This is a genomic window from Streptomyces sp. 71268, assembly GCF_029392895.1.
GTDB lineage: Bacteria > Actinomycetota > Actinomycetes > Streptomycetales > Streptomycetaceae > Streptomyces.
This window is the reverse complement of the sequence record NZ_CP114200.1, coordinates 6,539,718-6,562,617: the sequence shown is the minus strand read 5'-3', so window position 1 is coordinate 6,562,617 and position 22,900 is coordinate 6,539,718. Positions and strand designations below refer to the sequence as shown.

19 protein-coding genes and 1 riboswitch are annotated in these 22,900 nt (G+C 74.8%); of the genes, 8 read left to right on the top strand and 11 right to left on the bottom strand.

Annotated features, from left to right (window positions below):
* Positions 1-98: 98 nt before the first annotated feature.
* The 3 genes from OYE22_RS26130 to OYE22_RS26120 all read right to left on the bottom strand — a co-directional run bounded on the left by OYE22_RS26130 (position 99) and on the right by OYE22_RS26120 (position 2,769).
* Entirely contained in the window at positions 99-1,433 is a 1,335-nt protein-coding gene (locus tag OYE22_RS26130; protein ID WP_277322673.1) for an ArsA-related P-loop ATPase, read from the bottom strand.
* A gap of 5 nt (positions 1,434-1,438) precedes the next feature.
* On the bottom strand, positions 1,439-1,888 hold the full coding sequence (locus tag OYE22_RS26125; RefSeq protein WP_277322672.1) for an SRPBCC family protein: 450 nt from the start codon (positions 1,886-1,888) through the stop codon (positions 1,439-1,441).
* A gap of 101 nt (positions 1,889-1,989) precedes the next feature.
* Positions 1,990-2,769, bottom strand: a complete 780-nt coding sequence (locus OYE22_RS26120) for a metallophosphoesterase (protein WP_277322671.1) — start codon at positions 2,767-2,769, stop codon at positions 1,990-1,992.
* A 260-nt stretch (positions 2,770-3,029) separates the two neighbouring features.
* Between OYE22_RS26120 and OYE22_RS26115 the strand changes: the two genes are divergently transcribed.
* Positions 3,030-4,826, top strand: a complete 1,797-nt coding sequence (locus OYE22_RS26115) for an AMP-dependent synthetase/ligase (RefSeq protein ID WP_277322670.1) — start codon at positions 3,030-3,032, stop codon at positions 4,824-4,826.
* A gap of 128 nt (positions 4,827-4,954) precedes the next feature.
* Here the strand turns inward: OYE22_RS26115 and OYE22_RS26110 are convergent, their stop codons facing one another.
* From OYE22_RS26110 to OYE22_RS26085, 6 genes are all read right to left on the bottom strand, one after another.
* Positions 4,955-6,097, bottom strand: coding sequence for a glycosyltransferase family 4 protein (locus OYE22_RS26110; protein WP_277322669.1), 1,143 nt, complete (start codon positions 6,095-6,097; stop codon positions 4,955-4,957).
* Positions 6,098-6,164: 67 nt separating this feature from the next.
* Positions 6,165-7,487: a hypothetical protein gene (locus OYE22_RS26105; RefSeq protein WP_277322668.1), complete on the bottom strand. Its 1,323-nt coding sequence runs from the start codon at positions 7,485-7,487 to the stop codon at positions 6,165-6,167.
* Positions 7,488-7,551: 64 nt separating this feature from the next.
* Entirely contained in the window at positions 7,552-8,601 is a 1,050-nt protein-coding gene (locus OYE22_RS26100) for a C40 family peptidase (RefSeq protein ID WP_277324326.1), read from the bottom strand.
* Positions 8,602-9,099: 498 nt separating this feature from the next.
* A complete protein-coding gene (locus OYE22_RS26095; protein ID WP_187064200.1) occupies positions 9,100-10,167 on the bottom strand; it encodes a C40 family peptidase in 1,068 nt (355 codons plus the stop codon).
* A gap of 670 nt (positions 10,168-10,837) precedes the next feature.
* Positions 10,838-12,127, bottom strand: coding sequence for an NYN domain-containing protein (locus tag OYE22_RS26090; protein ID WP_277324325.1), 1,290 nt, complete (start codon positions 12,125-12,127; stop codon positions 10,838-10,840).
* Positions 12,128-12,282: 155 nt separating this feature from the next.
* Positions 12,283-12,522, bottom strand: a complete 240-nt coding sequence (locus tag OYE22_RS26085; protein WP_277322667.1) for a hypothetical protein — start codon at positions 12,520-12,522, stop codon at positions 12,283-12,285.
* 290 nt (positions 12,523-12,812) lie between these two features.
* Between OYE22_RS26085 and OYE22_RS26080 the strand changes: the two genes are divergently transcribed.
* From OYE22_RS26080 to OYE22_RS26050, 7 genes are all read left to right on the top strand, one after another.
* Positions 12,813-13,550 (top strand): rhomboid family intramembrane serine protease, encoded by a 738-nt coding sequence (locus OYE22_RS26080; protein WP_277322666.1) that lies wholly within the window; start codon positions 12,813-12,815, stop codon positions 13,548-13,550.
* A complete protein-coding gene (locus tag OYE22_RS26075) occupies positions 13,547-13,828 on the top strand; it encodes an Lrp/AsnC ligand binding domain-containing protein (RefSeq protein ID WP_176161189.1) in 282 nt (93 codons plus the stop codon). Before OYE22_RS26080 ends, OYE22_RS26075 begins: the two co-directional genes overlap by 4 nt.
* 187 nt (positions 13,829-14,015) lie before the next feature.
* Positions 14,016-14,348 (top strand): small secreted hydrophilic protein, encoded by a 333-nt coding sequence (locus OYE22_RS26070; protein ID WP_277322665.1) that lies wholly within the window; start codon positions 14,016-14,018, stop codon positions 14,346-14,348.
* Entirely contained in the window at positions 14,335-15,888 is a 1,554-nt protein-coding gene (locus OYE22_RS26065; RefSeq protein WP_277322664.1) for an ATP-binding protein, read from the top strand. Before OYE22_RS26070 ends, OYE22_RS26065 begins: the two co-directional genes overlap by 14 nt.
* Positions 15,888-16,547, top strand: a complete 660-nt coding sequence (locus OYE22_RS26060) for a response regulator transcription factor (protein ID WP_277322663.1) — start codon at positions 15,888-15,890, stop codon at positions 16,545-16,547. Before OYE22_RS26065 ends, OYE22_RS26060 begins: the two co-directional genes overlap by 1 nt.
* A 143-nt stretch (positions 16,548-16,690) precedes the next feature.
* Positions 16,691-18,106: an SLC13 family permease gene (locus tag OYE22_RS26055; protein ID WP_277322662.1), complete on the top strand. Its 1,416-nt coding sequence runs from the start codon at positions 16,691-16,693 to the stop codon at positions 18,104-18,106.
* A 68-nt stretch (positions 18,107-18,174) separates the two neighbouring features.
* On the top strand, positions 18,175-19,584 hold the full coding sequence (locus tag OYE22_RS26050; RefSeq protein WP_277322661.1) for a glycerate kinase: 1,410 nt from the start codon (positions 18,175-18,177) through the stop codon (positions 19,582-19,584).
* A gap of 72 nt (positions 19,585-19,656) precedes the next feature.
* Here the strand turns inward: OYE22_RS26050 and OYE22_RS26045 are convergent, their stop codons facing one another.
* Both OYE22_RS26045 and trpD read right to left on the bottom strand, forming a co-directional pair.
* A complete protein-coding gene (locus OYE22_RS26045) occupies positions 19,657-21,132 on the bottom strand; it encodes an aminotransferase class V-fold PLP-dependent enzyme (RefSeq protein WP_277322660.1) in 1,476 nt (491 codons plus the stop codon).
* A 267-nt stretch (positions 21,133-21,399) separates the two neighbouring features.
* Positions 21,400-21,517, bottom strand: a riboswitch (SAM riboswitch).
* A gap of 223 nt (positions 21,518-21,740) precedes the next feature.
* Positions 21,741-22,865, bottom strand: a complete 1,125-nt coding sequence (gene trpD, locus OYE22_RS26040) for an anthranilate phosphoribosyltransferase (RefSeq protein ID WP_277322659.1) — start codon at positions 22,863-22,865, stop codon at positions 21,741-21,743.
* Between the last annotated feature and the right edge of the window lie 35 nt (positions 22,866-22,900).

Sequence of the window (22,900 nt, the reverse complement as noted above, 5' to 3'; positions counted from 1 at the left end):
GCTCCTGCGGTGCGGCCAGGCCGTCGGCCCGTCCGGCGCGATCGGCCCGGCCTGGTCTGGTCGGCTCTTTCGACGGTACCCGAACAGCGGTGTGCCGTTCAGTGGTCGCGGGGCCACAACCGTGGGTCGGGGGCGAAGCGCACGCGCAGGGCGCCCTCGTGCAGCCCCGCGCCGGCGACGGTGCACCGGCGCAGCGCGGAGGGCAGCGGCAGCACGCGGCGGAACTCGCCCACGGTGACGACGAGTTCGTCGCCGCGCCGCACCAGGGACAGATCGTCCCGCTCGGCGCCGTCCAGCGGCAGCCGCCACACCAGCAGCCCCTCGTCCGCCAGCCGGTCCTCGACCGTCCACGGCTCGGCGGCGGGCCGGTCGGGGCGCGCGTCGACGGGCCCGACGGCGTCCGCCAGCGGCCCGAGGTCGGCCAGGCCCCGTGGGTCACGCCCGGCGTGCGGCACCTCGCGTACGGGGATGCCGGCCGGCCCTTCGTCGGTGGCCTCGGCGGCGTGTTCAGGGGCGGCCGTGGCGCTCCCGCACGCCTCGCGCAACTCCTTGAGCGCGGCCTGCTGCTGGCCCGAGGCCGCGGCCAGCCACGGGTCGGCGGAGCCGACGGGCAGCAGCCGGTTGGCGATCACCGCGTCCACCCGGCAGCCGTGCAGGGCGAGCCCGGCGCGCGCGGCGCGCAGCGCTCGCGCGGCCAGCGGCCCCGGCTCGGCGACCAGGCGTACGGTCACCGCGTCCGACTCGATGAGCCGCCGCACCGCCGCCAGGTCCTCCTGCCAGCGGCCGAAGGTCTCGTAGAGCCGCTGCGCGGGCACAGGCACGCCGGCGAGCTGGGCCAGCATGGGGTGCAGCGCGCGGGACGCCTGGCGCTCGGCGGGCAGCAGTCGGCGCAGGTAGCGGCCGAGCTGCTCGGGCAGGCCGAGGAGGCGGATCGCCTCGGGCGCGGGCGGCAGGTCCACGACGAGCACGTCCCAACCGCGCGGGGGCCCGCCAGCCGCGCGGGCGGCGGCGCCGCGGTCCGCGGCCTGGTGGACCGCGCGCAGGGTGGCCAGGAGGGCGAACGTGTCGGCGCCCGGCAGTTCGGTGGCCTCCTCGGCGGCCACGGCGCTGGCCCCGAGATAGTCGAGGACGCTACGGGCGCGCTCCTGGACCGCCGCCAGCTCGGACCGGAAGTACTCCGGTGTCGCGATCCGCGCCACCCACAGCCCGGGAGCCAGTTCGGTGGGCGGGGTCCAGGGGGCGGGCGCGGTCTCGGCCGTCGGCTCGGCGGCGGGGGCCGGGCCCGCGGGGTGGAAGACCTCGTCCAGGGCGCCGGCGCGGTCGGTGCTGAGCAGCAGCGTGCGCTGCCCGGAGCGGGCCGTGGCGAGCGCGGTGGCGGCGGCGACGGTGGTGCGTCCACCGCCGCCGACGCCGGTGATCAGAACGGTGCGCATCCGGGTCAGCCCCTGGGGGCGCTCTCCACGCGCTTCTTCAGCCCCGCCAGCGCCCGGTCGATGATGACCTTCTCGGCCTTGCGCTTGATCATGCCGAGCATGGGGATCTTGACGTCCACGGTGAGCTGGTAGGTGACCAGGGTGCGGGCGCCGCTGTCGAGCGGGTCGAGCCGGTAGGAGCCGTCGAGCGAGCGCAGCATCTGGGACCTGACCAGCGACCAGCTCACCTCGCGCTCGCCGATCCAGGTGTACGCCAGGGTGTGGTCGTCCTTGATGGCGCCGGCGTCGAGCAGCAGCCGCACCTGTTCGACGCGGCCCTGCGGGTCCCTGGCGATGACCTCGGCTTCCTTGACCTCTCCGGTCCACTCGGGGTAGCGGTCGAAGTCGGCGATCACCCCCATCACGTCGGCCGGGGCCGCTTCGATCGTGATGCTTGAGCTGGTGTGTTCCGCCATCGCCGTGGCTCCTCCGTACCCGTTCGCCGCCTGGTGCGCCTGCGGTGAAGGCTATCGCGCGCCGTCCACCGCACCGACCGCCCCATGTGCCCGGCGCCGGCTCACCACTCCAACACCCAGGGGGTGCCGGACGAGGCGAAGTGGCCGACGTTCACGCACTCGGTCGCGCCCACCCGCATGCGGCGCGCCAGCGGCTGGTGCACGTGCCCGAAGAGGGCGTACGCGGGGCGCGTCGCGCGGATCGCGTCGAGGAGCGCGGAGCTGCCGCGCTCGAAGCGCCGGGCGACCGTGTCGTAGCACAGCTCGGGGACGTCGGGCGGGATGTGCGTGCACAACACGTCCACCTCGCCGAGCGCGGCGATCTTGGCCGCGTAGGCGTCGTCGTCGATCTCGTACGGGGTGCGCATCGGGGTGCGCAGCCCGCCGCCGACGAAGCCGAAGACCCGGCCGCCGATCTCCACCCGCTCGCCGTCCAGGACCGTGGTGCCCGGGCCGGCGTAGTCGGGCCACAGGGCCGGGATGTCCACGTTTCCGTACGTGGCGTACGTGGGCGTGGGGAAGGCGGCGAAGAGTTCGGCGTACTGTCCCCGCACCGCGGTCTCGATCGCCTGCTCACGGCTGCCGCCCGTGCGTTCCTCGAGGTCCGCCCAGAGCGCGCGGCCGAACTCGCGGGCCTCGTCGAAGCGGCGGGCGGTGCGCAGGGCCACGATGTGGTGCGCGTTCTCCACCCCGAACAGGTCCGGGAAGATGCCGCGCGAGTGATCGGCGTAGTCCAGGAAGAGCACGAGATCCCCGAGACACACCAGGGCGTCGGCGCCGGTCCCCGCCTTGTCGAGGTCGGCACTGTTGCCATGCACATCACTGACCACGTGAACTCGCATGCGGCTCACCTTATGCCCGTTAAGCAGCTCGCCGGAAGGGCCCCCACCTGCGGTTACTTCCGCGTCACCCGAGTTTGGGACTACTGTGCGCGAAGCCAGCTTCCTAGTGTGTGACGCATCAAACATCTAGGCGTGACCCCTATCCCCTAGCCGTACCGATGGGTAACGTCCGGGCAGTCCTACACCTCTGCCTGATGGACCGCAGCCGACGCAGCACGCCACAGCGACGTGGCGCCGGCGCCCGACGAGGAGCAGCAGTCTTGCGCGAGTTCAGCCTCCCGGCCCTGTATGAAGTACCGGCCGACGGCAACCTGACGGACCTCATCCGGCGCAACGCCGCCCAGCACCCGGACGTTCCCGTGCTGGGGCGCAAGGTCGACGGACGCTGGCAGGACGTCACCGCGGCGGTCTTCCTGGCCGAGGTCAGGTCAGCGGCCAAGGGACTGATCGCCTCCGGTGTCCGCCCCGGCGACCGGGTCGGGCTCATGTCACGCACCCGGTACGAGTGGACGCTCTTCGACTTCGCGATCTGGAGCGCCGGCGCGGTGACGGTCCCGGTGTACGAGACCAGCTCGGCCGAGCAGGTGCAGTGGATCCTGGGCGACTCGGGCGCCGTGGCCTGCCTGGTGGAGACCCCCGAGCACGAGGCCGTCGTGGACTCCGTACGCGACCGGCTGCCCGCCCTGGACCGCGTGTGGCAGATCGAGGGCGACGCGGTGGGCGCGCTGGCGGCGGCCGGCGAGGGCGTCACCGACCAGGCCGTGGACGAGCGCAGCGCGGCGGCGACCGCCGACTCCCCCGCCACCATCGTGTACACCTCGGGCACCACGGGCCGGCCCAAGGGCTGCGTGCTGACCCACCGCAGCTTCTTCGCCGAGTGCGGCAACGCCGTCGAGCGGCTCAAGCCGATCTTCCAGACCAACGAGTCCTCGGTGCTGCTCTTCCTCCCCGTGGCGCACGTCTTCGGGCGCCTGGTGCAGGTCGCCTCCGTGCTCGCGCCGATCAAGCTGGGCCACGTCGCCGACATCAAGACCCTCACCGACGAACTCGCCGCCTTCCGCCCGACGCTGATCCTCGGCGTGCCGCGCGTCTTCGAGAAGGTCTACAACTCGGCGCGCGCCAAGGCCCAGGCCGACGGCAAGGGCAAGATCTTCGACCGGGCCGCGGAGTGCGCCATCGCCTACAGCCGCGCCCTGGACACCCCCGGTGGCGTGCCGCTCGGGCTGCGGCTCAAGCACAAGGTCTTCGACCGGCTGGTCTTCCGCAAGCTGCGCGCCGTCCTCGGCGGCCGGGCCACGCACGCGATCTCCGGCGGCGCGCCGCTGGGCGAGCGGCTCGGGCACTTCTACCGCGGGATCGGCTTCACGGTCCTGGAGGGGTACGGGCTGACCGAGTCCTGCGCGGCCACCACCTTCAACCCCTGGGACCGGCAGAAGATCGGCACGGTCGGCCAGCCGATGCCGGGCTCGGTGGTGCGCATCGCCGACGACGGCGAGGTGCTGCTCCACGGCGAGCACCTGTTCAACGGCTACTGGAACAACGAGGCGGCCACCGCCGACGCGCTCTCCGACGGCTGGTTCCACACCGGTGACGTGGGCACGTTGGACGAGGACGGCTACCTGACCATCACCGGCCGCAAGAAGGAGATCATCGTGACGGCGGGCGGCAAGAACGTCGCCCCGGCCGTCATCGAGGACCGCATCCGGGCGCACGCGCTGGTCGCCGAGTGCATGGTGGTGGGCGACGCGCGGCCGTTCGTCGGCGCGCTGATCACGCTGGACGAGGAGTTCCTGCCGCGCTGGGCGGCCGAACGCGGCCGGCCCGCCGACGCGCCCGCCTCCGAGCTGCGCTCCGACCCGGAGCTGCTGGCCGAGATCCAGCGGGCGGTGGACGACGGGAACGCGGCGGTCTCCAAGGCCGAGTCGGTGCGCAAGTTCCGCATCCTGGCCACCCAGTTCACCGAGGACTCCGGCCACGTGACGCCGTCCATGAAGCTCAAGCGGAACGTGGTGGCCAAGGACTTCGCGGACGAGATCGAGGCCATCTACCGCACCTGACGGCCGCCGCCCGGGCCCACGAGGGCCCGGACGCCCGCGTACCACCGGCGCGCGGGCGCCCCGCGCCCCGCGCCAGCCCGGCCAGGACAGAGCAGCCCGAGCAGAGCAGCCCGGCCCGGGTGGCTCCGTCAGAGCAGTTCGGTCAGACGCTGGGCCAGTAGGTCCCAGCGCCAGCGCTCCTCGACCCAGGCGCGGCCCCGCTCGCCCATCCGCTGGCGCAGCTCCGGGTCGCCCAGCAGCGCGATGATCCGGTCCGCGCTCTCCTCGACCGAGCCGCCCCGTACGACCCAGCCCGTCTCGCCGTCGAGCACCGCGTCCGGCGCGCCGCCCGAGTCGCCGGCCACCACCGGCAGTCCGGTCGCCGACGCCTCCAGGTAGACGATGCCGAGCCCCTCGACGTCGAGCCCGCCGCGCCGGGTGCGGCACGGCATGGCGAAGACGTCGCCCGCCCCGTAGTGGGCCGGCAGTTCGGCGCCGGGCACCGGCCCGGTGAAGCGCACCGAATCGCTCACCCCGGTCTGCCGGGCCAGCCGCTCCAGGTCCCCCCGGTACGGGCCGCCCCCGACGATCAGGAGCACCGCGTCCGGCACCCGGCTCAGGATGCGCGGCAGCGCGAGGATCAGGGTGTCCTGCCCCTTGCGCGGCACGAGCCGCGACACGCACACCACGACCGGCCGGTCGGTAAGGCCGAGCCTGGCCCGGATCTCGTCACCGCCCGAACCGGGGTGGAACGCCTTCTCGTCCACGCCGGGCGGGAGTTGGACCATCCGGGCCGCGGCCCGCTCGGTGAGCGCGCCGGCGATCCGGGAGCGGGTGTACTCGCCCAGGTAGGTGAGCGTGTCGGTGCCGTCGCCGATGCGGCGCAGGAGCTGGCGGGCGGCGGGGAGCTGGGCCCAGCCGGCCTCGTGTCCGTGCGTGGTGGCCACCAGCCGGCGCGCGCCGGCCGCGCGCAGCGCGGGCGCCATCAGCCCGAGCGGCGCCGCGGCGCCGAACCACACCGACGAGCAGCCGTGGGCGCGCAGCAGCTCCGTCGCCCGCCGGGTGACCCGGGGCGTGGGCAGCAGCATGGTCGTGCGGTCCCGCACCACGGTGAAGGGCTGTTCCGCGTCGAAGGCCGCGCAGGCCCGGGCGCCCTCCTCGCCGCGCTTCCAGGTGCTGGCGTAGACGACGAGGCGGGCGGGGTCGAGGCGGAGCGCCATGTTGTGCAGGAAGGTCTGGATGCCGCCGGGACGGGGCGGGAAGTCGTTCGTGACGATCAGGGTCTTGTCCATCGCCGCCGACAGTACCCAAGGCGAGCCCGCCCCACGTCGGCAGGCGAGCCTGGCCCGCGCGCCCACGTTAGGACGCCGCCCGCGGTACGGCGGGCGCCGCGAGCTGCTTCTTGAGGTAGGCCCGCCAGCGCCGGACGAACTCCTTCTCGCTGACCCGCAGTACGTCGCGGAGCGCGTCCCGCACGCCCGCCTCACGGTCGGGCGCGCCGCCGACCGCGCGGTAGAAGGCGACCAGTTTCCGCTCGCCCCACTGCTCGGCGATCATCCGGCAGGCCAGCCAGCCCTGCTCGTACGCCTGCGCCAGCACGTTTCCGTCCCCCGCGAAGCCGAAGTCGGCGTCGCGCGGCAGGTCGTCGGGAAGGTCGCCGGCTTCCACGGCGCGGGTCAGCTCGGGGGCGACCTGGCGCGGGAAGGTCTTGGTGTCGCGGTAGCCGACCCAGTCGGCGAAACCCTCGGAGAGCCACAGCGGGGTGCTGGCAGAGGTGTGGGCGCGGGTCGCGACGTGGGTGGCCTCGTGCGTCATGACGACCTGCCGGCCGAGGTCGCCGAGCGCGTCGTACGCCTCCGGGTTGATGATCACGCGGTCCGCGGGGACGGTGCCCGAGCCGCCGATCTCGCCGGTGGTGACCGCCGCTATGCCCCGGTAGCCGGAGGCGGACCCGCCGAGCAGGGCCGCCATGTCCGGGAGCGAGCGCGGCACCAGGACCACCACGCGGCCCGCCCACGGCCCGCGCCAGGCGCGGTGCACGCTCGGCACGGCGCTGTCAGCGGTCTCGGCGACGCCCTGGAGGTAGCGCCGGTCCTGTCCGACACCGAGCACCAGGCTGCGTTCGCCACGGACCACCGAGACCCGGCCCTGGTCCCACAGTTGCGCGGCGCCACGCTCAGCGGCCCCCGGCGCGGTACGGGTCGGCGCCTGGACGGCGGCCACGTACCAGTGGTGCCCGCGCTGCGCGAGGGTGAGCCGCTGGGGCGCGACGACGGGCGCGGTGTCGTAGCCGGCGAGCCGGTAGCGCATCTCGACCTGGGCGGTGACCCGACGGCCGGTGCCGTCGACGGGCGGAAAACCGCCCTTTCGGATGAAACGGTACTGCACGGAGCTGAGGGGGACCTCGGCCAGATTGGCGAACGTCCGCTGCTGCTCGGCGCGGTGGCGCCCGGGCGCGCGGTCGACGGTGGCCATGAAGGCACCCTCGTCCCGCTCCCGGACCGCGTCGGCGCGCCGCTCCAACAGCCGCTCTATCGCCCGCGCGTCCGGGTCGGGGCCGTCCGACTCGCGGCCCCAGCCGGCCATCGCCGCCAGCGTGCAGAGCAGCGCCGTGAGCACCACAAGGGCGGCCACCACACCGCTGACCGCCCACCGTCCACCCCGCCGCAACCTGCCCGCCACGCCGTCGATCGTACGGGGTGCGCGCGAGCGGCAGCAGGCGAACACCGGACGACGCGGCGCGCCGTCAGGGGCGGTTGACGGACGTCACGGGCATCATCCCCACCGGGTCGTAGCGCACGTTGGCGCCGGGGTGCGGGGCGTGGATGACCTGGCCGCCGCCCACGTACATGCCGACGTGGCTGGCGTCGCCCCGGTAGACCACCAGGTCGCCCGGCTGCGCCTGGCTGAGCGGCACCCGCTGCCCGACGCCGGCCTGGCCCTGCGAGGTGCGCGGGATGGCCACCCCGGCCTGCCGCCAGGCCCACTGAGTCAGCCCCGAGCAGTCGAAGGAGCTGGGCCCGCTCTGGCCCCACGCGTACGGGGCGCCGATGGCGCCCTGCGCGGCGCGCACCGCGGAGGCGGCGCGCGGGGAGGCGGCGGCGCTCGTGCCCGCGCGCTGGTGTTCCTCCTGCCGCCCGAGGGCCTGGCGGTCGGCCTTGGCGCGCTCGCTGCGGCGCAGCGCGGCGCGCTCGGCCGCGGTGAGCCCGTTGAGCACGGTGCGGGCGGCGGCGAGTTTGGCGGTGACCTCGCGCTTGTGCCGGGCCACCGCCTCCCGGCTGCGTTCGAGTTCGACGAGCCTGCCGGCGGCCTCGGTGCGCTCCTGTCGCAGGGCGCGCTGCGCCGCGTGCAGCAGGCGGAGCTGGCCGGCCTGGCGGTTGGAGATCCGGTCGAGCGCCGCCGACTTGGTGAGGAAGCCGTCCGGGTCCTCGGTGAGCAGCAGGGTCAGGCTCGGGTCGACGCCGCCGGAGCGGTACTGGGCGCCGGCGAGCCCGGCGAGCGCCCCGCGCAGCTGGTTGACCCGCTCCTGGCCACGGGCCACGCCGTTCTGCAGCGCGCTGACCCGCTCGCGGAGTTGGTCGGCCCGCTCCTTGGCCAGGTTGTACTTCTCGGTGGCCCGCTCGGCTTCGTGGAAGAGGCGTTCCACGGTGCGCCTGGCGGAACTGGTGCTCTGGCCGCTGGTGTTGCCGCTCCGCGTGTCGCTGCTGTGCGCGTCGGACGGCGAGGCCCCCGGGTCGGCGCCGGCCGGGACCGCGGTGAGCGCGACCGCCGAGGCGGCGAGCGCGGCGGACAGCATGGCCACTCGGGCCGGCCGGTCGTGAGCTGAGGGCGAGGTACGGCGATGGGACGCCACTGGAGGCCGCATTCCCTTCCGCTGGCGGCGGTCCCCCGCGCCCACGGACAGGCGTACGACAGGGCGTGACCGCGCGCGGCAGAGAGTAGCCGTATGGACACGGAGGGTCCAAGGACCGTCCGCCGCGCCGCATTCCGGCCGAGCCCGGCGCCGTCGCCTCAGGCGCAGGTCACCGGCGGGGTGGCCAGTCAACCGGGGACCGGGCGGTTCCCCCGAACGGATGCCCGCCGACGTTCGGCCGACGGGGCGGACCGGCGGCGCGCGCGCCGCGATCCGGGAGCGACGAACGAGCGGGCCGGTCGGCCGGCGGCCAACCACGGCCGGGCGGCCGGCAGTTGATGGGCGCGCGACCGGCGGGACGGGGCATCAGAGGGCCTCGGGTACGCCTCGGCGCCCGGGCCGAAGTGGCCACGGGCGCCGACGGAGCGAGCGGGCGGGACGTCAGATGCGGACGCCGAACTGGAACGGCATGTTGTTGATCGACTCGTAGCGCACGTTGGCACCCGGCTTGGGCGCGTGCAGCACCTGGCCGTTGCCCGCGTACAGGCCGATGTGGTGCAGGTCGCTGTAGAAGAGCACCAGGTCGCCGGGCTGGAGTTCGCTCTGCCCGATACGGGTGCCGTTGTTGGCCTGCGCCTGCGAGGTGCGGTCCAGCGAGACGTCGGCCTGGCTGTAGGCCCAACCGGTGAGGCCGGAGCAGTCGAAGGAGTTCGGACCGGTCGCGCCCCAGACGTACGGGGAGCCGATCTTGGTCTTCGCGGCGGCGAGGGCGATGCCGGCGCGTCCCGAGGTCGGGACGTCCTTGGCCGGGTCGGACTCGCCGCCCTTGTCGGCGTCGAGGTCCTCGCGCTGGTTGGCCGAGCGGTTGGCCCGCTCCTGCTCCTCCCGCTCCTCCTTGGCGAGCTGCTCGCGCTCCTGCGCGGTGAGCGAGTTGAGCAGCGACTGCGCCTTGGAGAGTTTGCCCTGGATTTCCTTCTTCTTGTCGCCGAGCGCCTTGCGGGTGTCGGCCAGGTCCTTGAGCTTGAGGCCGGCCTCCTCACGCTGCTGCTTGAGGGTGCGCTGCTTGTCGGCGATCTTCTTGAGCGCCCCGGCCTGCTTGCTGGTGACCTGGTTGAGCGTGGACGCCTTGTCCAGGTAGTCGTCCGGGTCGGACGAGAGGATGAGCTGGAGGGAGGGGTCCACGCCACCGGAGCGGTACTGGGCGGTGGCCATCGAGCCGAGGCCGTTGCGCAGCTTGTTGAGCTCCTCCTGGCCGCGCGCGACCTTGTCCTGGAGCCCGTCCACCTGCTCTTCGAGGGTGTCCTGCTTCTCCTTGGCCCCGTTGTACTTCTCGGTGGCCACCTCCGCCTCTTCGTACAGCTTGTCGACCTGAGCCTTGACGTCCTTCTTGGTCGGCTTCGGGTCGGCCTGGGCGGCCTGCGAGGTGAGGGCGACGGCGGCGGCGGCGGTCGCGGTGAGGACGGTTACCCGAGTGCGGCTCGGCTGCTTGGGTCGACGGTGGGACGCCACAGTGGGCGAGCTCCTTCTTCCTCCAGCCGCCTACCGGGTGGCGGGGGGCGCTAACCCCGGCTCCGCGTCGCGAGCGCCCAGGGCGGACGGCCGTCAACACGGACTCGGCGGTACCTCCGCTGTCACTCCGGATGAGTGATCAACCGCGCGAAGGTTCGGGGCCTGACCTTAGTGACCTCGCCGTGATCCGTTCAAACTCACAGGGAAAAAACTTGGCTCTCGGGCCCATCCTTTACCAACATCACACAATCCGTCACCCCGAGTTGACGCACAGCTCATGAGGGAGCGCTGGGTATGCCGCTTTTGTTCGCCCTATGACGTGACTTGACCGATGCTCCCGCGCATAGCGATAGATGAGCGACTATCAGGTCAGATGCGGGGGCGCGGGTGACCGAGGCGTTGATCACAATGCGGGTCCGGAGGGACAAACCCGCGAGGGCGGGCGGACGTTCGCGCGCACCGACCCGCCGCGCCCGTACGAGGCCCGCACGGGCCCGCCAGCGTGCGTACGGGACCAGGGCGCGTGCGGGGACGAGGGCGCACGCGGGACGAGGTCACGCGAGGCAGCGGCGGCTACGGGGGGGGCGGGCGCCGGCGCGCACGAAAGTGGCGCGCCGGCGCGGACGCGGGCGGGCCTCAGGTGCGGGCGGGCTTCAAGTGCGGGCGGGCTTCAGGTGCGGGCGAGGCGCTTGAGCAGCAGGGCGGAGGCCACCGGGCGGGCGCCGGACTTGGCGACGCCGTCCGCCACCTCACGGTCGGTGGAGACCACCACCACGGGACGGCCCGGCGGCTCGGCCCGCACCAGTTGCCGGATCAGCTCGTCCGCCGTCACACCGGGCTTGCTGAACATCACCCGCACCCCGCGCGGCGGCGCGAGCAGCACCGGGGCGGCCAGTTCGGCGCCGTCGAAGACGCAGGTCATCTCCGCGCCGGTCTGCGCCGCGAGCACCGCGAGCCCGCCGAGCAGCCGCAGCCGCTGCTTCTCCAACGGCATCGTCGGATAGCCGGTCTTGGTCACGTTGTAGCCGTCGACCACCAGGTGGGCCTGCGGCAGGGCCAGGAGCTGGTCAAGGAGCGCCGGGTCCATGTCGGACAGCGCGCGGGTGGCGATGTCCTTGGGCGTCATCTTGCCGGGCTCGACGGCGTCCACGGTGTCCGCCGGACGCATCGACGCGGGCGGCAGGGCCAGTTCGCGGCGCAGCCCCTGCGCGGCGTCGAGCATCGTGTCGAGCAGCAGCCGCAGCCGCATGTCCTCCACGCTGCGCCCCTCGCGCACCGCGCGGCGGCTGGCCTCAAGTGCCGCCTCGGTCTCGGCCAGCCGCGTCTTGAGCCGCCGCGCCTCCCCGTCGGCCCTGGCCTGCTCGGCCGCCGCGGCGGCGCGCTGCGCCTCCAGTTCGCTCGCGGACTTGCGCAGCGCGGCCTCGCCCCGCCGCACGTCGCTGAGCGCGCTGCGCAGCTTGCGCTGGAGCGCGTCGGCCTCCTTGCGGGCCGCCTCCAGCTCCGCGCGCGAGCGCTCGGCGTCGCCGCGGGCGGCCGTGCGTACCTGGTCCAGTTCCTCGCGCAGCCGGCGCAGCTCGTCCAGGGCGCGCGCGCCGGCGCGTTCCGCGTTGGCGCGCTGGGCCTCCTCGCCCGCGGCCTCGACGAGCTTGACCCAGCCGGTGGGGCGCAGCACGTACGCCAGGGCCGCGACGTCCACCGGGTCGGCCGCGGCGGGCGGCGAGCCGGCCTCGATGGTCTCGGCCAGCTCGGGCTGCGTCTCGCGCAGCCGGGCGGCGATCCGCTGGCGGAAGGCCGGGGCGGTGGCGATGGCGGCGGCCATGGCGTTGCCCGCGAACTTGGCCCGCCGGGTCGGGGTGAAGCGGGCGTACTGCCGCAACTGGGGCGGCAGCTCGCCGACGGTCAGGGCACCGAACGCGTCGGCGACCAGGGCCACCACCCGGTGCCTGACCCCTTCGGGCAGCGGGCGGTCGAGCGCCTCGACGGCGTCGCCGGTGCCGCCGTCGGGCCCGTCGGAACCGTCGGGGCCAACGGCACCCGCGACGCCGTCAGCTCCGTCGGCGCCGTCCACGGCGTCCGGGCCGCTCGTCCGCTCCACCACCTGTCACCGCTCCGTTCTCAGGCGCTCGCGCCCGGGCGGTCGACGAGCTCGATCTGGTCGACCGCGTTGCACCAGCGGCAGCGCACCGACTCAATGGTCTCACTGACCACCTTGCGCTCCTCGGTGCTGGGTTCCCCGGCCAGGTCCAGGTGCACGTACTCGACGGCCTTGGTCGAGCGCGTCACGTCGAAACGGGTGAGGTTCCCGCACAGGGTGCAGCGCCAGCGGGTGTCGGCTGTGGGCTGGGGAGAGGCCATCGTGTCGTCCTTCACGTCTTCGTTCGCATTCGTTCGCGGTCCACGCGGCCTTCCGCCCGGCCTGGTGCACCCGGTACGCCGCGACCACGCGCGTCGCACCGGGCGCGGTACGCCGCACACGGCTGCCACCTGCCCCCGGGAGCGCCCGGGCCCCTCCGCGGTGCGCCGTCGGACTGCGGGAGTGCTGGGCGTAACCCTACGGCCTGACGGTCGCCGGGTGGGGGCCACGGCGGCACCCGGGGCGGGTACGGAGATCTGCGGGGTCCCGTGTGGTACGGGATGATCTGGACATGTTCAAGAAGGCGGCGTCCGACGGCCCTCTGGTGACATACGCGCTCATCGCCGCCTGCTGTCTGCTCTTCCTCCTCAGCCCCGCCGCCGGGCTCGCTCCCCCGGACGGGGACCGCGCCGAACTCCTGCGCGCGCGGCAGGACCACTTCGCCCGGTGGGGTGTGGTCCCCGCCAAGTTGTGGGCCGGCCCCGCCCGCGCCGCCCTGTCCCCGCTGACCGCGCTGTTCGTGCACGGCACCTGGCCGCACCTGCTGGGCAACATGCTCTTCCTCCAGGTCTTCGGCTCACTGGCCGAGGCCCGCATGGGTCGGTTGCGGTTCCTGGCGTGCTACCTGCTCGCCGGCTACCTGGCGCTGGTCGGCTTCGCCGTGGCGCACGCGGACTCCACACAGCCGCTGGTCGGGGCCTCCGGGGCGGTCTCGGGGGTGCTCGGCGCCTTCCTGTTCCTGCTGCCGCGGGCCCGGGTCACCAGCCTCTTCCCCTTCCTGTTCTTCCTGCCGCTGCGCTTCCCCGCCTATCTCGTGCTGCCGCTGTGGTGCGCGCTCCAGTGGCTGGCGGCCCGGCACGGCGGCCCCCGCCCCGGCGTCGCCCACCTCGCCCATCTGATCGGCTTCGGCGCCGGGTTCCTGTACGCCCTGCTCCACCAGCGGGGGCGGACGGGCCCCGGGGCGGGTTCCGGGCCGCCGGCTAGAGTGAAAGAGCCCGTTCAGGCCACCGAGGGAGACAGCCAGCCGTGATCACGTCAATCGTGCTCATCAAGACCAGCGTGGACCAGATCCCCGAGGTCGCCGAGAAGATCGCCGCCCTGGAGGGGGTGAGCGAGGTCTACTCGGTCACCGGCGCGCACAACCTGATCGCCATGGTGCGGGTGGCCCGCCACGACGACCTCGCCGACGTCATCCCCGGCCAGATCAGCAAGGTCCCCGGGGTGGCCTCTACGGAGACGCACATCGCCTTCCGCACGTACTCGCAGCACGACCTGGAGGCGGCCTTCGCGATCGGGCTCGACGCGTAACCGGGGCCGCGCGCCGACCGCGTACGGAGCCGGCGCGGGCCGCCGCGCGCGGTACCGGCCGGCCCGCTGGCCCGCTCGCGCGCGGCGTTCCGTACGCGCCGTCGGCGCCCCGCGCGACCAGGGAAGATGAAGAAGTCCTCATGGTGTCTTCATCGCGGCCCGCGGGTCGGCGGCGCACCGTGGGGGCATGGCCCTATCCCACCGACTCGCCACCCTCACGGCCGTCGTCGCGATCCCGCTCGGCATCGCCGTCACGAGCTACCTGCTGACCGACAGCCCCGACTCGCCCAAGGCCCCCTCCAAGGTCGAGCTCGAATCCGGCACCCCGGCGCCCGACCCAAGCGCCCCGCCGGGCGCCACGCCCACCGGGCCGCCCCCGGCGTCCGACCGGCCCGCCTCCCCGAGCCACGAGGCCGTACCCCCACCGCCAGCGACCGACGGTATGGCCGATGACACCGCAGACGACACCACCGAGCACGACGACGACGCGGGCGACGACGGACCCGGTGACGACGGCTGACGCGCCCCCCGCGCCGGGCCGCCGGATCTCGGCCCGGGTACGGATCCTGCTGTGGCTGCTCCTGGTGATGACCGTCGCGCTGGCCGCCGTCGCCACCACCACCCGCTCGATCCTGCTGCGCGACGTCGACCAACGCACGACGGAACTGCTCGCGCAGGAGGCCGGCGAGTTCGCCAACTTCGTCGAGCGCGGCCAGGACCCGCGCACCGGCGCCCCGTTCACCGAGCCGCGCCGGCTGCTCAAGGTCTTCCTGGAGCGGCAGTACGCCGACCCGTACGAGGAACTGCTCGGCCTGGTGCACGACGCGAAGCCGCCGTCGGTGGTCCGGCAGAAGCGCGACATTCCCGTGCGGCTACCGCTGTACCGCGACGACCGGGCGCTGGCCGCCATCGCCCGCTCCGAGCGGACCACCGGCACCCTCGACCGGGACGAGGGCGAGGTGCGCTGGGCCAAGGTCGCCATCCGGCCGGGCGGCGCGGGCCCCGAGGGCACCTTCGTGGTCGCCTTCCACCCGGACCGCGAAACGGCGCGCGCGGGCGAGGTCTTCCGCATCCTGCTGGCCATCTCGGGCGTCGCGCTGCTGATGACCTGCGGCATCGGCTGGGTCGTCGCCGGCCGCATCCTCGCCCCCGTACGCCTGGTGCGCACCACCGCGGCGCAGCTCACCGAGCAGGACCTGACCCGGCGCATCCCGGTGCGGGGCCGCGACGACATCTCGGCGCTCGCCGAGACGTTCAACGCGATGCTGGACCGCCTGGAGCGGGCGTTCGGCGCCCAGCGCCAGTTCGTGGACGACGCAGGCCACGAGCTGCGCACGCCCATCACCATCGTGCGCGGTCACCTGGAACTGATGAACACCGGCCCGGACGGGGCGGCCGAGCGCGAGGAGACCGTGCGCCTGGTCACCGACGAGCTGGACCGGATGAGCCGCATCGTCGAGGACCTGCTCCTGCTGGCCAAGGCCGAGCGCCCGGACTTCGTCGCCCCCGCTCCGGTGCAGCTCACCGAGCTGACCGCCGATGTCTTCGTCAAGGCCCGCACGCTCGGCGAGCGCCGCTGGGAGCTGGCCGAGGTCGCCGAGGGCGAGGCGCTGCTCGACGCCCAGCGCGTCACCCAGGCCATGGTGCAGCTCGCGCAGAACGCCGTGCAGCACACCGCCGTCGGCCAGCGCATCCGCATCGGCTCCCGGCGCGCCCCCGGCCTGGTGGAGCTGTACGTGAGCGACACCGGGCCCGGCGTGCGGCCCGAGGACACCGAGTTGATCTTCGAGAGGTTCCGCCGGGGCACCGCCCGGCGCGGCGCCCGCGGCCCGGGGGCGGCCACCGACACCCACGGCGGGGGCGCCGGCCTCGGCCTGTCGATCGTCAAGGCCATCGCCGAGGGCCACCGGGGCCGCGTGGAGCTGCGCCCCGGCGACTGGCACGACCCGGCCGCCCCCGCCCCGACGACCGGCCCCGCCACCGCGCCGCACCCGAGCCCGGCCGCGCCCGGGGACGGGGCCGGCGCCACCTTCGCCCTGCTGCTGGAGGACACCACCTGATGAAGCGCATTCTGGTCGCCGAGGACGAGGAGCGCATCGCCGCCTTCGTCGAGAAGGGCCTGCGCGCGAGCGGCTTCACCACCACCATCGCGGCCGACGGCGACACCGCGGCCGACTACGCCCGCACCGGCGGCTTCGACCTGATCATCCTCGACATCGGACTGCCGGGCCAGGACGGTTTCACGGTGCTGCGCGGGCTGCGCGAGGACCGGGTGACGACGCCGGTGATCGTCCTGACCGCGCGCGACTCCGTACGGGACACGGTGGCCGGCCTCGAGGGCGGCGCGGACGACTGGATGACCAAGCCGTTCCGCTTCGAGGAGCTGCTGGCCCGGGTGCGGTTGCGGCTGCGCACGGCCGCCCGCGCCCCCGAGGTGACCGTGCTGCGCAGCGGCGACCTCAGCCTCGACCTGCGCACCCGCAGGGCCCGCGCGGGGCAGACCTCGGTCGACCTGACGGCGCGTGAGTTCGTCCTGCTCGAACTGTTCCTGCGCCACCCGGGCCAGGTCCTCACGCGCGAGCAGATCCTCTCCCACGTGTGGGGGTACGACTTCGACCCCGGCTCCAACATCGTGGACGTCTACGTGCGGGCGCTGCGCAAGAAGCTGGGCGCGGGCCGCGTGGAGACCGTGCGCGGCATGGGCTACCGGCTGCCCTGAGCCGGGCGCCCGCGCGGCACGGCCCGGACCGGGGCGGGCTCCGGGCCGGTCACGTGGCGGGGCGGCGGGCGCCGCCGGCGGGGATGAAGTTCTCCTCATCGCGCGCTCATCGGCGGCTCACCGCCGGCGCCAAGACTGACGGAGTGACCCTCACCCACCGGCAGGCCGCCGCCTGGTGCGCCGCCCTCAGCGCGTGCGCCGTACTGGCCGTGCCCGGCACCCTGCCGGGGCTGGCCACCGACGCCAGGCTCACCCTGGCCGTATTCGCCCTGGCCACCTGCGCCTGGATCGCCACCCCGATCGACGACACCTACGTCGCGCTCGGCGCGGGCCTGGCGCTCACCGCGACCGGCGTGATCAGCAGCGAGACGCTGTTCGGCACCCTGGGCGACGCCACCGTGTGGCTGCTGATCTGCGCCTTCGTGCTCGCCGCCGCGGTGGGCCGCAGCGGGCTCGCCGGGCGGGCCGCGGCGTTCCTGGTGAGCGGGGCGGGCAGCGTGCGCCAGCTCGTCCACCTCACCACGGCCGCCCTGGTGGCCACCGCCTTCGCCGTCCCGGCCACCTCCGGGCGGGCGGCGCTCGCGCTGCCGGTGTTCCTGGCGCTCGCGCGGGTGCTGGCCGACCGGGCGCGGCTGGTGGTGATGCTGGCGCTGCTGTTCCCCACCGTCATCCTGCTCTCCGCCGTGGCCACGCTGATCGGCGCCGGGGCGCACCTGATCACCGTCTCGGTGCTGTGGGAGTCGACCGGCGAGGAGATTGGCTTCGCCCGCTGGCTGCTGCTCGGGCTGCCGCTTGCCATCGCCTCCTCGCACCTGGCGGCCGAGGTGGTGCTGCTGACCATGACCCGGCGGGCCGACCGTCAGGGGCCCGTACGCATCACCGCCGAGCAACTCCAGGAGCACACCCCGCATCCGGTGACCGGGCCGCTGAGCGCCGCGGAGACCCGCTGCGCGCTGTTGCTTGGCACCGTCGTGCTGCTGTGGTGCAGCGAACCCCTGCACCAGGTGCCGCCGGCCGTGGTCGCGCTGATCGGCGCGCTGGTGGCCGCCTCGCCGGCGCTGGGCACGGTGCGGCTCAAGGACGCGCTGAGCACCGTCCCGTGGTCGCTGCTGCTGTTCATGGCGGCCACGATGGCCATGGGCATCGCGCTCTCGGTCTCCGGCGCGGCCCGCTGGCTGGTGTCGGGCCTACCCGGCGGCGGCGTGCCGCCCTGGCTGTTCCTGGGCGTGGTCATCGCCCTCAGCACGGCGGCCCACCTGGCGCTCCAGTCCCGTTCCGCCCGCTCCAGCGTGCTGGTCCCGCTGGTGGTGGCCGCCGCCGGCGAGGCCGGGGTCAGCCCGGTGGCCGCCGCGCTGGCCTCCACGGCCGCCGCCGGCTTCTGCCACACCCTGCCGGCCTCGGCCAAGCCCGTGGCCCTCTTCGCCGACCTGCCGGACGACACCCCCACGTACGCGCCGCGCGACCTGTTGCGCCTCTCTCTGGTCCTGGCCCCGCTGACGGCCGTCCTGGTGTGGCTGTTCGCGCTGGGCGTCTGGCCCCTGCTCGGCGTACCGCTGTGACCCGCCGACGCCGGCCCCCACCACCGGACCGCTACCCGCCCCCACCCCCTACGGATCTACGGAGCACCATGAACGCCCCCGCACCCCGCCCCCTGCGCTTCGCCGTGGCCCCCAGTGGGTTCAAAGAGTCGCTGTCCGCCCGCGAGGCCGCCGAGGCCATCGCCGAGGGGCTGCGCCGTGTGGTGCCCGACGCCGACACCGACCTGATACCGCTGGTGGACGGCGGCGAGGGCACCGCCGAGGCGCTGGCCGCCGCGACCGGTGGCGCCCTGCACCACCTCACCGCCACCGGCCCGACCGGCGTCGCGGTGCCCACCCACTTCGCGCTGCTCGGCCCCGGCGCGCGCGGCCCGGCCGGGGCGCGCACCGCGGCGGTCGAGATGGCCGCCGTCGCCGGACTGTCCCTGGTGCCGCCGGACCAGCGCGACCCCGGCGCCACCACCACCCGCGGTGTCGGCGAACTCATCCGCGCCGCCCTGGACTTCGGCGCGCGCCGCGTCCTCGTCGGCTGCGGCGACTCGGGTACGTCCGACGGCGGCGCGGGCGCGCTCCAGGCACTCGGTGCCCGACTGCTCGACGCGGACGGCCGCGAACTCCCGCCCGGCGGGCGGGCCCTGACCCGCCTCGCCCGCGTCGACCGGTCGCGGCTCGACCCCCGACTGGCCGAGACCGAACTGCTGGTCGCCTGCAACCCGTTCAACGTGCTGTGCGGCCCGCAGGGCGTGGCCCGGGTCTTCGGGCCACAGAAGGGCGCGAGCCCGGCCCAGGTCGAGGAGTTGTCGGCCGCGCTCGAACGCTGGGCCCACATCCTCGCGCGCGACGTGAGCGGCCCCGCCGTCGCGCTCGCCTCCCCCGCGCCGGGCCCGCCACCGGGCGCCGCCCCCGCGCCGGCGCACGCCGCGCCGGGCGCGGCGCCGGCCCTGGCCCTGCTGCCCTCGGCCGCCGGCGGCGTCGATCTGCGCCACGGGCCCGGCACCGGCGCGTCCGGGGGGCTCGGCGCCGGACTGGCCGCGATCGGCGCCCGGTTGCTGCCCCGCTTCGACGTGCTCCTGGACGGCCTGGACCTGGATGCCCGGTTGGCTCGCGCCGACCTCGTCGTCACCGCCGAGGGCGCACTGGACCGGCAGACGACCCGGGGCAAGATCCCGGCCGAGGTGGCGCGCCGCGCCAAGGCCCACGGCAGACCGGTGCTCGCCCTCGCGGGCACCATCGGCGAAGGCGCTCAGGAGGTACGCGGCGCGGGGGTCGACGCCTACCACGGCATCCTGCCCGCGCCGGTGGCGCTCGCCGAGGCCCTGGGGCGGGGCCGGGAGTTCCTCACGGACGCGGCGGAGGCGGCCCTGCGGATGATCCTCATCGGCACCCGACTCACCGCCGCCCCGGGCCGCTTCGCGCCCGTGGCGGCGCCCATCACGGCCCCGAGCCCCGGCCCCGGCCGCCTCGTGCCGCTGCCCGGTCCGCCCGCCGCGTCGCGCTGAAGCCCCGCCCGCCGCCGGCCCGTGGCCCGAGCGCGGCACCGCGCACGGGCCACGGCGCGGCGGCGTCACGGGTCAATGCGCCGTCGCGCCCCGGTCCGGCACGCAGCGGCCGTCCTCGGTGCGATAGCTCCAGCGGGCGCCGTCGCGCACCAACTCCCGCACCGCGCGCACGAACCGCTCGACGTGCTCGTCGGGCGTCCCGGCGCCGAAGCTGACCCGGATCGCGTTCAGCGAGCCCGAGCCACCGGGCGCCTGGTCCGGCGCCCCGCACTCGCCCGGCTCCGACGCCTCGCTGTCGAGCAGGGTGCGCACCAGCGGGTGGGCGCAGAACAGCCCGTCCCGCACGCCGATGCCGTACTCGGCGGAGAGCGCGGCGGCGAAGTGCGAGCTGTTCCAGCCGTCCACGACGAAGGAGAGCACCCCGACCCGGGGCGCGTCGTCGCCGAACAGCGACAGGAGGCGCACCTGCGGGACGTCGGCGAGACCGGCCCGTACGGCGGCGATCAGCTCCCGCTCGCGCTCGACCAGCGCGTCGAAGCCGGCCTCGGTCAGCGCCCGGCACGCCGAGGCGATGGCGTACACGCCGATCACGTTCGGCGAGCCGGCCTCGTGCCGGGCGGCGGTGGTGTGCCAGGCCACGTCCACGCCGCCGTCGGCGGCCCGCACCACGGTGCGGCTGGCGCCGCCACCGGCGAGGTACGGCTCCGCCGCGCGCAGCCAGTCCGCGCGGCCCGCGAGCACACCGGATCCGAACGGCGCGTACAGCTTGTGACCGGAGAACGCGACCCAGTCCACGTTCAACTCGGCGATGTCGACCGGGTGGTGGGGGGCCAGCTGGGCGGCGTCGAGCACGATCCGGGCGCCGTGCGCGTGCGCCGTCGCCGCCAACTCACGCACCGGCCACAGCTCGCCGGTCACGTTCGACGCGCCGGTCACGCAGACCAGCGCGGGCCCTTCGGCGGCCCCTTCCGCCAGCGCCGCCTCCAGCGTCCGCACGGCGGCGGCGGGCGAACGGGGCGCGCTCAGGTAGGTCACCGACACGCCCCGCTGCCGCTCCCAGGGCAGCAGCGCGGCGTGGTGCTCGGTCTCGAAGACGTACACCCGCGTGCCCTCGGGCAGCACGGCGGCGAGCAGGTTGAGCGAGTCGGTGGTGGAGCGGGTGAAGACGACCTGGTCGTCCGGGCGGCAGCCGAGGAACGCGGCCACGTCCGCGCGGCTGGTCTCGAACAGGTCGGTGGACAACTGCGAGAGGTAGCCCGCCCCCCGGTGCACGCTGCCGTAGTACGGGGCGTACGCGGCCACGTCCTCCCACACCCGGCGCAGCGCGGGGGCGCTGGCGGCGTAGTCCAGCGCGGCGTAGCCGACCTCGCCCCCGGTGACCAGCGGAACCCGCACGTCCGCCCCGAGCACGGGCAGCGGCAGCGAGGCCGACCGGGCCGCACAGGCGGGCTCGGCCGCCACCCCGGTGTCGGCGGTGGTGGCCGAAGCGGCGTCGGCGGAGGCGACGGTGGCGGCGGTCGGGGCGGCGGCGAAGGGGCGCGTGGACATGGCGAGTTCTCCCGGCAGGGCAGGGCTTCACACGAGGGAAGCAACAGGGCTTGGGGAAACGCACGGCCGACGGCTGACCCGTCGGTGGGTGCGGAAGACGGCCCGGGGGTGCCCGCGCGCTGGCGCGGATCGGATGGGCCGGAATGTCCGGAAAACCGGAGCGTGCTGAACGGGGCCGGCGGGCCCTAACGCATTCGCTGACTCACGGAGCTTCTCCCTCGACCACCAGGACCCCTGGATGTCTCACTCGAGGAAACGAGTGCGAGGGGTCCGCGCTTGCCGTAGACCTCGCTGCCTACGGCCTGGTCATCACCCGGGGCACCCCGCCACGGACGGAGGGTTGCCGGACAGCGGGCCGGGGCCTGTGTCGCTGTCACTCGTGACCTGCGAAGCATCATGCCACACCGCGCCCACACCGCAACCGCCCACCTCCCCCACCGGCGGCACACGGGGTGGCGAATCGGCCACGCGCCCGGACTGCGCGGGCCGTTGACGGGCCCGCACGCGGCGCGAGGGCGCGCCCCCGTCCGGGGACGCGCCCTCACTCTGTACTGCCCTGTACCGCTGCGTGCTGTGCCGCCTGGCCCACGCCGCCGCGCGGCGCGTGGCTACTCCTGGCTGGCCGCCACCCACCGCTCCAGCGTGCGCCTGGCCGCGCCCGAGTCGATGGCCTCGGCCGCGCGCCCCATCGCCGCCCCGATCCGCTCGGCGAGCGGCGGCAGCTCCGGCGCGGGAGCCCCCGCCTCGAACCGCGCGGCCGACTCCGCCGCCGACGTCGTGCTCAACGCGTCCAGGGCGACGAGGGCCGCCGCCGAGTTGAGCAGCACGGCGTCCCGTACCGGCCCGTGCTCGCCGGCGAGCAGCCGGCGGGCCACGTCGGCGTTGTACGAGGCGTCAGCGCCCCGCAGGGCCTCCACGGGGACCAGTTCCAGGCCGACGTCGCGCGGGTCGAAGCTCTGCTCGCGCACGGTACCGTCGCGCACCTCCCACACCCGGGAGGTCGCCGTGGTGGTCAGCTCGTCCAGGCCGTCGTCGCCACGGAAGACCAGCGCGCTGGTGCCGCGCCCGGCGAGCACCCCCGCCAGGATCGGCGCCATCCGCGGGTCGGCGACCCCGGTGGCCTGGGCCGCGACCTTGGCCGGATTGGTGAGGGGCCCGAGGAAGTTGAACGTGGTGGGGATGCCCAGTTCGCGGCGGGCCGCCGCCACGTGCCGCAGCGAGGGGTGGAACTTGACGGCGAAACAGAAGGTGATGCCCGCCCGCCCGGCGACCTCGGCCACCCGCGCCGGCGTGAGGTCCAGGTTGACCCCGAGCTTCTCCAACACGTCGGAGGCGCCGCTGGCCGAGGAGGCGGCCCGGTTGCCGTGCTTGACGACCCGGGCGCCGGTGCCGGCCACCACGATCGAGGACATCGTGGAGATGTTGACCGTCTTGGCCCCGTCGCCGCCCGTCCCCACGATGTCCACGGTGGGCCCGGGGACGTCGATCAGGTTGGCGTGCTCGTACATCGTGCGGACCATGCCGGCGACCTCGTCGACCGTCTCGCCCTTGGCCCGCAGGGCGACCGCGAACCCCGCGATCTGGGTGTCACTGGCCTGGCCCGTCATGATGCGGTCCATCGCCCAGGCGGAGGCGTCGGCGCCGAGGTCCTGGCCGGCGAGGAGGCTGCGCAGGATGCCCGGCCAGGTGTGGGCCGTCGCGCTGTCGCCGCCTGCCGGGGTCACAACGTTCATGGTCCACGCTCCTGGTGGTGGGTGAGGTGTGGAGC

Bases quoted from the DNA above. Each gene is read 5' to 3' on its own strand.
- OYE22_RS26130 (WP_277322673.1), bottom strand. From the start codon at position 1,433: ATGCGCACCGTTCTGATCACCGGCGTCGGCGGCGGTGGACGCACCACC.
- OYE22_RS26125 (WP_277322672.1), bottom strand. From the start codon at position 1,888: ATGGCGGAACACACCAGCTCAAGCATCACGATCGAAGCGGCCCCGGCC.
- OYE22_RS26120 (WP_277322671.1), bottom strand. From the start codon at position 2,769: ATGCGAGTTCACGTGGTCAGTGATGTGCATGGCAACAGTGCCGACCTC.
- OYE22_RS26110 (WP_277322669.1), bottom strand. From the start codon at position 6,097: ATGGACAAGACCCTGATCGTCACGAACGACTTCCCGCCCCGTCCCGGC.
- OYE22_RS26100 (WP_277324326.1), bottom strand. From the start codon at position 8,601: ATGCTGTCCGCCGCGCTCGCCGCCTCGGCGGTCGCGCTCACCGCGGTC.
- OYE22_RS26085 (WP_277322667.1), bottom strand. From the start codon at position 12,522: ATGGCCTCTCCCCAGCCCACAGCCGACACCCGCTGGCGCTGCACCCTG.
- OYE22_RS26080 (WP_277322666.1), top strand. From the start codon at position 12,813: ATGTTCAAGAAGGCGGCGTCCGACGGCCCTCTGGTGACATACGCGCTC.
- OYE22_RS26070 (WP_277322665.1), top strand. From the start codon at position 14,016: ATGGCCCTATCCCACCGACTCGCCACCCTCACGGCCGTCGTCGCGATC.
- OYE22_RS26060 (WP_277322663.1), top strand. From the start codon at position 15,888: ATGAAGCGCATTCTGGTCGCCGAGGACGAGGAGCGCATCGCCGCCTTC.
- OYE22_RS26050 (WP_277322661.1), top strand. From the start codon at position 18,175: ATGAACGCCCCCGCACCCCGCCCCCTGCGCTTCGCCGTGGCCCCCAGT.
- OYE22_RS26045 (WP_277322660.1), bottom strand. From the start codon at position 21,132: ATGTCCACGCGCCCCTTCGCCGCCGCCCCGACCGCCGCCACCGTCGCC.
- trpD (WP_277322659.1), bottom strand. From the start codon at position 22,865: ATGAACGTTGTGACCCCGGCAGGCGGCGACAGCGCGACGGCCCACACC.